The following is a 14,032-nucleotide window of genomic DNA, read 5'->3' as shown; positions in this document are numbered from 1 at the left end:
GAAATGTCGAATCCTTCCAAAGATAATTTAACAAATGCTCAATTAACAAAAGAAAGTTGATTGTGCGAATAAGTTTTTTGATTTCTCAAATCCTAAAGCAAAATCTCGTCATTTTTGGTTGCAGAGATGGGGATTATTAATTTTTGTATATCTCTTATTTTTTTATTGAATAATGCAACACTAACCTATTTTTTGGTGTTTTCTTCTATACTCTGCATATTTTTACTTTTTCCTGTTATTGCAATTATTAAAAAGCAATCTTATTATCAATTCTCAATATACATAATTAGAATAATCAGTGTATGCATTGAATATTTTGGAATACGACAATCAATCTTATATATAATTCCTATCTTAGCTACAGTGATATTCTTAATGAATTATCTTTCAATCGATATATCACTTCAACTTCGTATGAATCCTCTGGTAAGGAAAAATAAGATGATAAATTTTGTTAAATTAAGTGGTTCTGACAATTTTGAAGATATGTAATGGACCTTTTTTCAGAAGCTATTCATTTTTTATTCATCTTTGAATTTTTTCCTTTCTTTTTCATTTTTTACGTATCAATCAAATCTTTCATTTCAATTATTGATAAGTCTTATGTTAATATTTGTGGTAGCATTTGTAGTAGAAAAATCAGAAAATTAATAAAAAAAGATAATTGAATTATATATTTGGTTGATATTGAGATTCACGGGCAATTTTTTCCATAAAGCTATTTATTCTTTTCATTTCAGCATTATCATAAGCATCTACCAACAAACTTATACTTCCTTCAGCTCCACCAACTCCACCAGATGCGACATGATAAACTTCACATTCGAAAATGGATTCTAACGCTTCGATTTCAGTGATGACGGTAGCAAATGGCATCGGAATTAAACCACATGGAATACCTTCGGCTGGTTTATCCATGTTTTCAGTACCCATCAGCAATTGAGTTTCGTTAACGTTATGAAAAACTAATTTTTCTAAACCAATAGGACAGATAAGTTCTATTCCCTTTGCTTGAATAATGCCTTGTAAAGTACCTATAGTTCCACCATCTTTGCCACCTGCTAATACTGCAGGAATTCCATGTAGATCCAAAGCATTTGCGCCTTTAATAAAAATATCTCCTTGAGTAAATTTACGGATTTCCTTAACTCGATCTTCGAATTCAATGGGTTTACCTTTTACGAATAGAACTTCATCTATTCGGTTTCCTTTATTTACCCACCATTTTGCGAAATGTCCAGAACCACCAGAAATAATTTGTCCTGCAACAAAATCACCTTTATTAAATTCACGAGAAATTGTTAGGAAATTAAGCAATTCTTCAAGCACGTAGGCATTTGTTGATCCCCTACTGACATAAATCCTTCCTTCAGTCAAAGCCTGTTGAATTTGAGGCAAATGGATAACACTTTTCGCAATTAATCGTCTGGAGTGGGAAGGATTAAGCACAAACACTTTTCGATTTTTCATAGGATTAAGAAGGTGTCATCCCCAAAAAAATCATGCGAATTCTTAATCTGCATAAAAGTGTGATTAATTCTTATTAGAAATATGTAAATGATCAAGTGATTAAGTTTTTTCATCAGCGACTTTTATTATTAATTAACAATGTGCGAACCTTCTCTTTCAACCAGCGACTCGACTGAAGCAGGTTTTGAATTTCTAGATCATCCTGCCGATGTTTGGGTGCATGCTTGGGGACAATCATTTTCTCAAGCGATGGAACAGTGTCTATATAGCCTGATGGAAACCATGATGAATCCTTCCCAGATTGAAACACTTCAACAGTTTGATATTGACATTGAAGATGAAACGAAAGGTTCTCTGCTCATTGCCTTTTTATCAGAATTTCTTTTCTTGTTTGATACAGAAGGAGTTATCATTAAGCGTATTCAAATTGATCCGATAGAAAAACTTGACAATGGACACTTACGTGCACATGCAACTGCTTGGGGGGAGATTTTCAATCCCGAAAAGCATGAACCGGATACAGAAGTCAAAGCAATCACCTATTCTTATTTGGAAATTCATGAAACGGAATCTCGCACTGATATTAAAATAGTATTCGATATCTAAAAGAAAATAAAAAAAGATAAAAAAGAATAAAACAAAAACTTATTCGCACTTATTCGGACCTTTTTTAAAATTTGATTGCTGGTAAAATTCCACTTAAGAATATCGTGATAATTCCTAAGCCAAAATTAACATAAACAAGTAAATAGGCAAGTTTTTGAGCTTTTGGATTTGGATTAGAATCAGAGAATGATACTTGGAGTAAGAATCCTCGTAATAACCCAATCGCAATCATAACACCATAAATAACATGTTTTATCAATAATAAAGTAGAATATGTGCTTGTCACAGGAACTGGGCTTAATTTCGCCGCTCTCGACAATAGTAATCCTGTAATAAGAAGTGCAATCATTGAAATCCATACTAAAATTTGCAATCGCTTTTGAAACACCATTAATGGATTTACTTTTTTCACAATGGGTTTACTTCCACTTTCTTGCTTTTTTGAGGCCATCATTTGCTGTTTTAATAACGGAAGTACGATTAAAGCCATTATAATTAATCCTCCTATCCATACAGCTGAGAAAAGATCATGGAGAGAGGAAACTAAACCGAATACTATAGGAGATGCCATAATAATCACCAATTGGTAACAAAATAAAGGAAAAAAAGGAAATAAATCTATAACCTTATATATGAGGGTTTATCTATTGACTATTATTTATGGTTTCAAATAAAGATATTATTCATGCCAGATTTCAATTTCAAATTCCTGAAGGTAAAATCCTTTCAAAATTGAGTAAAGAATTTCCAAGATTTCAATTCAATCTTCAATCATTATTACCACTTCCAGAGAACAGGGGAATCAGTTTAATAGAAGTAAAAGGAAGAAATCTTGCGCGATTTCAAAAAGTAATTACCCAAATTATCTCGAAAAACCAGTTTACTGTGTTGTATGAAATGGAGGATAGTCTACTTCTAAATTTTCAAATGGAAGATCCATGGTTCTTGCTTACTATAATTAAAACAAATTTAATTTTAAAGTATCCAATAATTGTTCAGGCCAACCAAATTTATGTTGATTTAGTTGCAGAAAGAAGTAAGATTGATCAATTATTTGATGAATTTGAAGAGCACAGCATTCCATATTCAATTAAGCATATTGGTCGCTTTATTACAAACCCAGTTTTGACATATAAACAAGAACAAGTACTAAAAACAGCGTTAGATTTGGGTTATTTTGAGATACCACGAAAAATATCACTCTCACTACTGGCAAAACGGCTCCAAGTTGCCCCAACTTCGCTTTCTGAAATGTTTCGCCGTATTTTTAAAAGATTAGGTGTTAATTTCTTTTCTTCACTAGAAAATTGATCTCTTTATCAAATTTCCACCTCTTTTTATAATTTAGATTAACTATAAAAGGAGATGAAAGTTAAATCTTAATCTTCTCTTAATTCTGCCAGAAACAAATTTTTGAATATATAAGACAATCCTAAAAAAGTAGATGTACACTTTCATGATCTTTTCAATACAAAAAAGAATTTAGAATAATATATAATAATAAAAAAAATAAAAAATCAATTTACTATTTATAAATCTATAAGTATTAGTAGAAAGACATGTAGAATCACAATTCCGCTGAGCTGAAAACCGAAGTAATACATAGCAATTCCAATTGAGAGCGTAACCCACCAAGTCAGAGGTGGACGGATTTTCTCTGGTAATTTAATAAGTTCAGTAGCGAAAAAGAGAATAGCCAACAAGACTAACATGATAAATGCAGTAATCCATGCCCATATATTTGTAAAGGCAACTACAACAACCATCACAGTTTCATATAACCCTATAACGATTCCAAATAATGTAACCATAGTTTTTGCATTTGGCATTTTCTTTATTTTCAATCCTTCCAGAAGCAAAATTATACCCCCAATCATTAGAATTACTCCACCTTTTATTAAGAAAATAGAACCTCCAACAACTACGCTATTCAATATTGTTATTATAATCCCACTCAAGAGTAATATATACCATTCATAGGGAATTTTACCTTGAATTGCTTTCATTGCTAAAATCAAATCTGTTAATATAGTAATAATTAAGAATAATCCAATTAACATTCCAAATGCTCCAACAATTACTGTAAACACTGGATTGAAATTATAAGTTAAAAATAAGCGTCTTCCTTCAAAAAAGGCAAATAATGCACCTGTAAGAGCAAATAATTTTGAAGTAGTTATTTTCAGTTTATTCTGCTGTTCTTTGATTCCTGTTGGGATCATAGCTACAGATGTTTTCATTTTATCCCATGTTTGTTGGAACTTATTGGGTTCTTCTTTTGAAACTGTTTCAGTTTTTATAGCAGAAGTTGATCCCTTCTCAGATGTGGATGCTTTTTCAGCGGGTTTGATTTTAACTTCTTTTTTCACTTCTTTCTTTACGTCTTTCTTTATTTCTTTCTTAGTTACTGTTTTTTCGATTTCTTTTCCAGCAGTTTTTTCAACTGGTTTTTCTTCTTGCTTTTTAATGGATTCTTGTACAGTTTTTTCAACTGCTTTTTTCTTAACTTCTATATCTGGAGTAGTCTTCTTAACCGAAGTTTTCGTTGTTTTTTTAGTTGATGTTCTTTTAGAAGATTTCGTCGTCGTTTTTTTCACAGTTTTTTTCGTAGATGATTTTTTAGTTTTTTTTTTAACTGTTTTTTTCGGCGATGTTTTCTTCGACGTTTTCTTTGTTGTTTTCTTTTGAGCTGGCATGTTACTTCGAGATTAGCTTTAAAATTTATAAAAATTTCTTTTTAAAAAATTGTGAATGAAATAAACAAATCGTAAAATTAATCGTAAAAGATTTTCAAATCAAAATAGTTTCAGATGTCTATAAAAGAATTAAATGATTTATAAAGATATTCCCATGTTCTTAATTACTAGATTTTGATAACAATCATTTTAAAAAAAGGATTACATATTTAAGAAGCAATAAAATTTTTTTTTTTCCATTGATTTGTTAGTTGTCTGAAATCAGAAAGACTGAAATGATCATCAAATAATGAAGAATTTCTTTTTTCTTCTTTAGCTATTGAGATCGAGTGATTGTTTTGAGATTTTATCCCACTTGAGAAAATGAAACGATCTAAAGAGGTTTGTGGATTTTGCAATTGAATTTTAGATGAATTTGAATTATTAGTCTTTTGTTTTGATAATGATTTATTATCTCTAATTAAAACATTATTTGAATCGAATAATCTGGAAGTTGATTTGAGAAAGCGTCGTTCATTTATTTTCATCCATCCGAGAATTGATTCTGCATCTTCCATATTCGGTTCACCTTCCTTTTTATAGTTTCTTATACAGGAAAAAAATTCAATATTGAATATCTTTTGATAATGGAAAATAAACTAATTCGCACTTCTTTGATTCAGATATTACAGGAACTTTTAGTTATATTATCCCATTATCATCATTATACTAATCACCCAATTTTTTATTTTTAAAGAGAGTTAGAGATGCGGTTTATTAATTTATAATAAGGAATTTATATCTAGAAAAATTCCAAATATGAATATCAACCTAAAAAGTCAGAAATATATATGTAATAGATACATAAAAATAATTACCAATTCATACGCATTTACGTATTTTTCATCAAAATATGCCCATATTATCTGAAGTTCTTTATCATTTCGAATATTCCCAATAGGCATGAACAAGATTCAAATATAATTCTTCATTTATTTTATCAAATATTGAATTTTGGATGTTTAGAGATGGATAAAAATTATTTAGTTCATTTCTAACACCAAGATACCTTTACAAAGAAAATAGTTTTTGCTTTTTGGAAATGAAAAAAATGTTACATGTAACAAAATCATCCCGACTTCCCATTGGACAAAGTGACTTTCCAGAAATGGTAGAACGAAAAGGGAAAGGTCATCCTGATTCTGTGGCTGATGAAGCCGCTGAAGCTTGCTCACGTGCATTGACAAAATACTATTTAGATGAATTCGGCCAATATTTCCACCTTAATGTGGATAAAGCAGCCTATGTTGCCGGTCAAGCAATTCCAGAATTTGGGGGAGGTATAATCCTTCAACCACAAGAATTTGAAATTATCGGTCGGGCAATAGATACAGTTTTAATAGATGGAAAAATACATAGAGTTCCAGTACGGACATTACTTAGAGAAACAATTAAAGACGTCTTTCTTTACACGTTTCGTAATATAGATTTAAATAGAGATGTAATAATTGATTCCCGCACAAAAAGTGGATCAATCGATCTAACTGGTTTATATAATGTAGGATCAGAAACTGTTCCTTTATCAAATGATACAAGTTTTGGGGTAGGTTATGCACCTTTTTCCCCAACAGAACAAATGGTTTATGATGTTGAACAATATTTGAATTCTGATGCATTTAAAGATAAATGTCCTGCCTCTGGTGAAGATATCAAAGTAATGGGGCTGCGTAATGGAGATAAAATTGAATTAACAATTTGTAATGCTATGGTCTCTAAATATGTGCATGATAAATCAGAATATATAAATGCTGTTGAAATGGTGCGCGAAGCAGCTCTTGACGTTTGTAGTGGTATATCTTGCGATCATGAAGTGCGAGCTTCTGTGAATACAGGAGATATTTTGGAAAAAGATATTCTTTATCTTACAATCACTGGTACAAGTGCAGAAGCGGGAGATGACGGTCAAGTAGGAAGAGGTAATCGAGCAAATGGCTTGATAACCCCTGGAAGGGTTCAAACCTTAGAAGCTGCTGCTGGGAAAAATAGTAACAACCATGTTGGAAAATTATATTCTTTGGTAGCCAACCGCGCGGCTCGAAAAATAATTACAGAATTGCAAGGTGATGTGGTGGAATGTCAGATACGAATTCTCAGTCAAATAGGTCATCCTATTAATAAACCTTGGATGGGAGATATCGAGTTAATTCCAGCATCTAATGTGAATTTTGACATCATAAGTCGTCGAGCTAAAGATATTTTACAAGAAGAATTAGACGATTACTTAACTTTACGTCAAGAATTGCTAGAAGGCAAAGTGAAGGTCTGGTAATAATTATTTTTGGATGCCTGTTATAATTTTCATCTTTATTCATATTTTTTTATTTTGTTTTTGCTTTTCCAAAGATGAAAGTGACTAGTAATTAAAATCTCTAATCTCTCTCTTAATTTTAAATAAAATGTAAAATTACCATTAAAATCTTTTACAAATCACCTTCAAATTCTGTTATAATATCTTCTTCTTCGAATTCAAAAAAAATTTATATTATGCAATGTTGATCAACATACGACCAAGTGCGATAAACCCTTATTCCCGGGTCAAATGCGCTTGTGCTCGTTATGTGATCATTATGGGAAGAAGAATTTTAGTACAACGTCGGGGTAAAGGAACCCAAAATTTCCGATCTCCGAAACATAAAAAACGTGGAGCAGTAAAATATATCCACACCGCACCAAATGAAGTAATTTCTGGTAAGGTTATCGATTTTATTCATGAAGGTGGAAGAGGTACACCTCTCGCTTTAATGGATTATGAAAATGGCAGTCGCACACTTTGGCTTCCACCAGAAGGTATCTTTATTGGAGATACTTTTCAAATCGGCGAAAAATGCCCTATTAAAGTAGGAAATACAATGGCATTAAAAAATATCCCTGAAGGAAGCTTGATTTATAACATAGAACAGCAACCAGGAGATGGTGGGAAATTTATCCGTGCTGGCGGCACAACTGCTACTGTTATGACACGATCTGAAACAGGAGTAAGTGTCTTACTTCCTTCTGGACATCGTAAAACTATGAATCCAAATTGCCGAGCAACTATTGGTGTGGTAGCTGGTGGTGGTATTACAACCAAACCATTTATGAAAGCAGGTGCAAAATTCCATTTAATGAAAACCAAAGCTTCAAATTGGCCTGTAATTACTTCAAGCGGAATGAATGCATGCAGTCATCCATTTGGAGGTGGACGAAAGAAAACTTCTGGAAGGCCTACAACCACTTCACGAAATGCTCCACCTGGTCGTAAAGTTGGAATGATTGCTGCGCGACAATCAGGACGTAAAACCCGATAATAATTCGGGATTTTTTTATATCCACTCATAATAAGGGCTATTGGCTCAGCCAGGTAGAGCGGCGGACTCTTAGGCTCCTTTTAGAGATTTGGAGAAATCCGTTGGTCAGGGGTTCGAATCCCTTATAGCCCGTATTTTTTTATCTGAATTCTATATTCGATAATAAAGAAAATGAAATTAAGTATGATCAATCAATCTTTGTAAGGAAAATAGAGGAAAAAAGTAGTTCCAACATTTTCTTTCGATTTAAAATGGATAAAACCATTATATTGTTGCATTAAACGAAATACGGTGGCAAGACCAAGCCCTGTTCCATTTTTTTTTGTTGTAAAATAGGGTTCAAAAATTTTGTGTTGAATATTTTTCGGAATACCATTTCCATGATCAGTGATTGTGAGTAAAATATAATCTTTAGGTGGGATTGGTAATGGAGAATTTGAAGAAATTTTTACACGTTCAGTGGTAACTTGGATTATACCTCCATGGGGCATAGCTTGCATGGCATTTATTAGCAAATTCGTGAGAATACGAATAAAATGAGAACGCGTAATTTTTAATTGCAAATTTGGGGTAAAATTAGAATAAAATTTGCAATTAGAACCACGAGATACAAAAAGAATTGTATCGTTAATTACTTCGTTTATATCAATCAATTCGATTTCTTTTGGAGAAGCTCGAGAAAAATTTGTTAACTGTTGAACCATTCTTTTGGCATTATCAACCGCTTCCATAAGATCAGAATAAATTTCTTCAATTTCATTTGGATCATTCTCAATTTTTAAAAGTTCTAAATTTCCCAGAATTGAAGTAAGAAAATTATTGAAATCATGAGCAATTCCACCTGCCAACAATCCCAGTGATTCCATTTTTTGTAAACGCAGTTGTTCTTCCAATCTCTGCAGTTCGATTTCTTGTAATTCTATTTTCAAACGTTTTTGATTTTCATAATAAATATGTTTACGAATTTGCTGATAAAAAAGAGCACCATATGCAAGTAAAACTGGACCTAAAAGAGAAGATGAGATAAAAAGTGCATTAAAAATAAGAAGTGAACTAGTAAATTGAAAAAATTCTTCAGAAAAATCCATCTCTTTAAGTGTTAATAAAAATGATTGATGTGAAGAAAGTGAAATAATGGATTTTACTAAAATGGTATTAATTAAATAAAGATATAATGAAATTATTATACTTAGAATAAGAATTGAAAGGTAATTTAAACTTGGGATGATAAGAGAAGAAAATTTAGTAAGAATCCACAAAATTGGATAGGCAATTATCCCATTTCGGCTGAAATTAAAGATAATCGCATGAATTCTTCGAATTCCAAAAAAATAACCGATTAAAGCATTTAAAAGGAGTAAAATCGCGATACCCAAAATATTTTGGGTAATTACAACCCCTGCAGCAATTAAAACAGGTGAAATATCCATTAGCTCGGCAGTTTTTGTATGAAATGAAAAACCATAAAAATAGAATAGAAAACCAGTAAGAAATAGACAATAAATTAAAAAACCCATTAGATTTATTGGTGTATCTGTATAAAAATAAAGAGTGAAAACAAATATAGAAAAAAAAAGAAACAATAAAAATCCAAGGAAATATCCTATATATTTTGGATATTTTAGAATAGGAGATCCAAGAGTAGGATATAATTTTCTCAATTTTTGAAGATAATTACTTTTTTTCCCTTTAAATATTGTTTTATTCATTTGAAAAACGCCAGAATAGAAATTGTTCCATCTTAGCTGTAGAGATGTTGTTATGTATTCATATAGTACTAACCAAATTATAAAGCTATATCGTTTTTTATTAGAAAAAGAAAATTTTCAATCGCTTAATAACTAAAAAAGTGCAGATACTTAAAAAAAATACATATAAAAGTATGAGAAAGAGCTAAAAATGTAACACCAATATAATTTCTGTTCCTTTAGAAGAGTATAAAGAAAATTTATTTACTTTCTTCTGAATTTATTTCAGAGAATTCATTGATACGTTCCACTATGTTAAGATTCCTATAATAAAATATATCCTAAAATAATGATCAGATTAAAATTAGGATAATGCAATTTTTCGATGATATTCTTCTAAAATGCTTTCAATTTCAAATTCGGAAGAATTTTGGAATTTTTCCAGCATTTTTTGAAGTATTTTTTCGCGGTTATAGGAATTCCATTCTAAAATTTCCCCACTGCTATCCCAATAAACATTATCTCGGTAATACTTGATAATTTCCTTTTTTTTAAATTTGGTAATGTTTGGATTTTCAGGCATATAGATTATCGCCTCCTATCCTATTTACCGCGATTTTAGTATATTAAAGCTTTTATATTAAAACCAATAAAAAAAATTCCAAACAAAAGAGGAAATCATTACCAAATTTTATAATATAAATACTTTAATTTTTTAAGCATTATATTATGAATTAGCATGGTAAAATTTGGGGGATAAAATAGATTGCGAACACCAAAACAAGAAAAATTCTTTCGACATTTACGAGCAGCAAATCAATTAGAAAGCAAGGAACCATTAAAATGTTTAGAACAATTGCGAGAATGTTATAAATTAATTAAATATCAACATTTGAATCTTCCAAATGAATCCATTTTCATGCAGCAAATTTCAAATAGAATTAATTATTTAATTGAAAAGCTTGGAGATGCTGCTTATACTTCAAAATCAACTTCTAATTCTGTAGAAGATAATAACCATTTAATTCCATCCGATTCGACTGAAAGCTCAATAGATTTCAATTTGGATACAGATAATTCGGAGATGTCGCAAAAATTAGACAATCTAGAGAAAGAATTTGAGCAACAAATGAATGAAATAGAAGGAAATAAAAAACTAACTGAGAAACAGAAAAAAAAGCAAAGGAATACTCTTATAAAGTGGAAAAAAGAACGAGAATTGGAGATTCTAACAACTCAGGCTATGGTAGATCGTGAAAAAATTAAAAAAAAAGAAATTAATGACTTTATGGATGACGAGATTGAAGAAGAAGAAATTCAATATAATGAAGAAAATGAAGATAATGCTGATGATTTGGATAGAAAAGGAAAATCTAAATTAGAAACAGAATTAATTAATGCAAATCCACCTAATTCATCAAAGTCAACAAAAACCCCACCGAATACGGATGAATCGCCATATATTTCTTCAAAACCTTCATTAAAATTCTTAGAACCGACTGAAATAGAGAAAATTTGGGAATTTTATTTTTTACATTCCTTTAACCACCCTACACCTGATGAATTTTATGGAAATGGAGAAGCAAGCCAAAAAATACTCCAAATGTTCCAACAAATAACACAAATATATAAAAAGATTGATTCTAGTAAGGTATTGATTGAATCTTTACCTGGGAATTCAAAGATGTATTACATCGGTGATCTTTATGGAAATTTTGAATCTTTAGATAAATTAATGCGTTTCTTTCAACCCAAGATATTTGAAGCACAAGCTACAGAAAATCCGCTCCGATTGATTTTTTTGGGCAATTTTATTGGTGGAACATCTATGGATTTTCATACACTTTTATATTTAATTTGTTTTAATATTTTATATCCCAAAGAAGTATTACTTTTTCGAGGAACTTATGAGGATCAGAAAAAGGTAGAAAAGCTCAAATTGAAAAAGTACATCTTGGAACATTTCAATGAAGAAGTTTTAGAATCTCTTTATGAGTTTTATGTGCAATTACCTATAGCACATTATATTGAATCTCCTTACCGGCTTATTTTTGCAGCACATGGATATTTTCCAATTAATTTTGAAAATCCAGAAGATGTGATAAATCTGTTTGAACAGCATTTTCAAAATCATCAGAGATTAATCAAAGACATGGACTCGATCACTCAACAAATTGTAGCAAATCTTCCAGCTCTTAGAATGAAAAATGGAACCTTTTATTCAGCAATTTCAGGTTCTGTAGGTTATAAAATTAACCAGCAGCTTTTCGATCCTATTGCTGAGACTAACAACATTGAATTAATGGTTGTTGGAAATCACACGTTGAAAAATGGCTATAGGGTATATAATAATAATAGATTAATTGGTTTGTTAAGTGCTTTAGATTTCAAGCAAAAACCAGCAAAAGGTAAAATACTAGAAATCATCTTTCCACCTGATCCTGAATATGAAGATGAATATGAAGATGTTGGTGAAGAAAATGAGCCTTTGGAAGATGAATACGATGATGAATATAATGATGAAGATAATGATGAAGATGAATATAATGATGAAGATGAATACGATGATGAAGATGAATATGAAGAAGAAGATGAATATGAAGAAGAAGATGAGTACAATGAGGTAAATGATAATACTGAGGAAGAAATCGAAGAAATAAAGAATGATTCTGTTTCTAAATCCGAGCATAAAGAAAGTCTTTTTGGCAGAGATGAGAAAGAAGTAGAAATTAATCTGATAGATATCGCAGAATTATAAACATTAAAAAATTGAACTGCTTCTTATTTCAAGTTCTTTATCTTTTTTTATATCTGGAGGATAAAAGAGAAGAAAATTTTTGCTTATTTTATTCTTCTTTTAAGATTTTTTTTGAAAAACTACTATAAGCCGTTCAATAATGGGCTTTTTCCATTTATGAACAAATATAGCAGGAATATTTATATTATTTATTTGAAATGAAAGAATTTTACAGTTAAATTCACTTAAAAATCGTTTAACAGGGAATTGTAGAATCTTGTCATCTTTCATGTGAATTTGAGGGAAAACCAGCACTCCAATACCTTTAACTGGAAGAATTGACATTAATCCTTGAAAATATTGTGTGTAGTTATGTTCAAATTCTTGCAACATTTGTAAAGCTTCAGAACGTGAAGGATAAGACTTACGAGGATTCAATAAATTTGTTTCTGCCACAATTGCCCCATTATATGGCGGCATTTTTCCTACCTTTTTATCTTTTTCTTTGCGATCTGCAATATTCCATGGGAATTTATTTAGTTCTGGATTTGTAATATCCATTTGAAAAATATTCTCTAAATGATATGGCTCCTTTTGTTTACGGTATTTTTTTTGTCGAGAAAGCCATTTAAGATTTTGTCGAGCTTGCACTACGCATTCAGAGTCTATATCTGACCCATAAGATTCAATTCCTAATAAGTAGGCTTCAGCTGGAATTGTACCCATACCACAAAAAGGATCATAAATTGATCTATTATGGTTATTCTCTTGAATTGAAATTAAATTAATCATTGAACGCGCCAATGCTAATCCTAATAATAAAAGTGGACGAGTAAAAGGCCTATCAGAATCACGCCGAGCGAATTCATCAATATTTATTACTTTTCGAGTCTGGGCAATGATTATTTGATTAGGTTGAAACCATAAAATCAATTCAAATCCTCGTTCTATAACTTCCTTTCTTTTTAACTTACGTGGAGACAAAAAATCTTGCTGATATTCGTTAATCCGTTGGGTTCTTCGAATTTTTAATTTTTTTAAGCAAGATTTTACTGCTCCATGCATTAATTCTAAGAAATGAGAAAATTCATCTAAAGACATAGAAGATCGATTTCTGTTATATATACTTATTGCCCAAAATGATTTATCTTCGATATATTCTGCCTCAAAATGCTCCAGCAAAAGATATCTTATACTCTCTTCTGACATTTGATGATTAATTTGTCCAATTATTTCACACTGCTTCAGAATTGCTCCAGACATTTGAATATCAATATGATTGGGTGCGGTAACAATCGCTCCATCTGTGGAAACATCGATAAATTTCGGTGAAATGGAAATAGAATGATAAAGTGCACATATTTCTGCAAGAGATAACTCTGGATTTCGTCCAAGTATAAAAAGCTGATCATGTGAAGATTCAGGACGATATGTAAGATCTATTTGAGGTAACAACTCAGAAAGAGAAGGAATTTGCATGAATATATTCATCCCCTTCAATGTCGCGCT

The 14,032-nt window shown here is 30.9% G+C and carries 13 protein-coding genes and 1 tRNA gene; 7 read left to right on the top strand and 7 right to left on the bottom strand.

Annotation, left to right across the window (positions count from 1 at the left end):
• Positions 1-165: 165 nt before the first annotated feature.
• The gene (locus ACXLDF_RS03885) at positions 166-492 is read left to right on the top strand and encodes a hypothetical protein (RefSeq protein ID WP_457557180.1); all 327 of its coding nucleotides are present in this window, start codon (positions 166-168) and stop codon (positions 490-492) included.
• Positions 493-669: 177 nt separating this feature from the next.
• Here the strand turns inward: ACXLDF_RS03885 and ACXLDF_RS03880 are convergent, their stop codons facing one another.
• Positions 670-1,470 (bottom strand): hypothetical protein, encoded by an 801-nt coding sequence (locus ACXLDF_RS03880; RefSeq protein ID WP_457557179.1) that lies wholly within the window; start codon positions 1,468-1,470, stop codon positions 670-672.
• Positions 1,471-1,608: 138 nt separating this feature from the next.
• Between ACXLDF_RS03880 and ACXLDF_RS03875 the strand changes: the two genes are divergently transcribed.
• Positions 1,609-2,076, top strand: coding sequence for an archease (locus ACXLDF_RS03875; protein WP_457557178.1), 468 nt, complete (start codon positions 1,609-1,611; stop codon positions 2,074-2,076).
• Between the two features lie 64 nt (positions 2,077-2,140).
• On the opposite strand, the gene ACXLDF_RS03870 is transcribed toward ACXLDF_RS03875, so the two are convergent.
• Positions 2,141-2,647 carry a CopD family protein gene (locus tag ACXLDF_RS03870; RefSeq protein ID WP_457557177.1) on the bottom strand — a complete coding sequence of 169 codons (507 nt, stop codon included), beginning with the start codon at positions 2,645-2,647 and terminating at the stop codon, positions 2,141-2,143.
• 89 nt (positions 2,648-2,736) lie between these two features.
• Here ACXLDF_RS03870 and ACXLDF_RS03865 point away from each other — a divergent pair, with 89 nt between their 5' ends.
• Positions 2,737-3,387, top strand: coding sequence for a helix-turn-helix domain-containing protein (locus ACXLDF_RS03865; RefSeq protein WP_457557176.1), 651 nt, complete (start codon positions 2,737-2,739; stop codon positions 3,385-3,387).
• A gap of 218 nt (positions 3,388-3,605) precedes the next feature.
• Here the strand turns inward: ACXLDF_RS03865 and ACXLDF_RS03860 are convergent, their stop codons facing one another.
• Complete coding sequence (locus ACXLDF_RS03860; RefSeq protein WP_457557175.1) at positions 3,606-4,772, bottom strand: hypothetical protein; 1,167 nt, start codon at positions 4,770-4,772, stop codon at positions 3,606-3,608.
• A 209-nt stretch (positions 4,773-4,981) separates the two neighbouring features.
• Complete coding sequence (locus tag ACXLDF_RS03855) at positions 4,982-5,329, bottom strand: hypothetical protein (RefSeq protein WP_457557174.1); 348 nt, start codon at positions 5,327-5,329, stop codon at positions 4,982-4,984.
• Positions 5,330-5,862: 533 nt separating this feature from the next.
• On the opposite strand from ACXLDF_RS03855, the gene ACXLDF_RS03850 reads away from it, so the two are divergent.
• The 3 genes from ACXLDF_RS03850 to ACXLDF_RS03840 all read left to right on the top strand — a co-directional run bounded on the left by ACXLDF_RS03850 (position 5,863) and on the right by ACXLDF_RS03840 (position 8,230).
• Positions 5,863-7,080 carry a methionine adenosyltransferase gene (locus ACXLDF_RS03850; protein ID WP_457557173.1) on the top strand — a complete coding sequence of 406 codons (1,218 nt, stop codon included), beginning with the start codon at positions 5,863-5,865 and terminating at the stop codon, positions 7,078-7,080.
• A 298-nt stretch (positions 7,081-7,378) separates the two neighbouring features.
• The gene (locus tag ACXLDF_RS03845) at positions 7,379-8,098 is read left to right on the top strand and encodes a 50S ribosomal protein L2 (RefSeq protein ID WP_457557172.1); all 720 of its coding nucleotides are present in this window, start codon (positions 7,379-7,381) and stop codon (positions 8,096-8,098) included.
• Between the two features lie 34 nt (positions 8,099-8,132).
• A tRNA-Lys gene (locus tag ACXLDF_RS03840) sits at positions 8,133-8,230 on the top strand.
• A gap of 59 nt (positions 8,231-8,289) precedes the next feature.
• Here the strand turns inward: ACXLDF_RS03840 and ACXLDF_RS03835 are convergent.
• Together ACXLDF_RS03835 and ACXLDF_RS03830 are read right to left on the bottom strand one after the other, a co-directional pair.
• A complete protein-coding gene (locus ACXLDF_RS03835; RefSeq protein WP_457557171.1) occupies positions 8,290-9,807 on the bottom strand; it encodes a two-component system sensor histidine kinase NtrB in 1,518 nt (505 codons plus the stop codon).
• Between the two features lie 343 nt (positions 9,808-10,150).
• Positions 10,151-10,369: a hypothetical protein gene (locus ACXLDF_RS03830; protein ID WP_457557170.1), complete on the bottom strand. Its 219-nt coding sequence runs from the start codon at positions 10,367-10,369 to the stop codon at positions 10,151-10,153.
• Positions 10,370-10,552: 183 nt separating this feature from the next.
• On the opposite strand from ACXLDF_RS03830, the gene ACXLDF_RS03825 reads away from it, so the two are divergent.
• Positions 10,553-12,544, top strand: coding sequence for a metallophosphoesterase family protein (locus tag ACXLDF_RS03825; RefSeq protein ID WP_457557169.1), 1,992 nt, complete (start codon positions 10,553-10,555; stop codon positions 12,542-12,544).
• Positions 12,545-12,643: 99 nt separating this feature from the next.
• Here ACXLDF_RS03825 and ACXLDF_RS03820 read toward each other — a convergent pair whose 3' ends face one another.
• On the bottom strand, positions 12,644-14,002 hold the full coding sequence (locus ACXLDF_RS03820) for a TRM11 family SAM-dependent methyltransferase (RefSeq protein ID WP_457557168.1): 1,359 nt from the start codon (positions 14,000-14,002) through the stop codon (positions 12,644-12,646).
• Between the last annotated feature and the right edge of the window lie 30 nt (positions 14,003-14,032).

This window comes from Candidatus Harpocratesius sp. (assembly GCF_054039255.1).
Note: the sequence above shows the minus strand (reverse complement) of the source record. Positions and strands in the feature narration are given on the sequence as shown.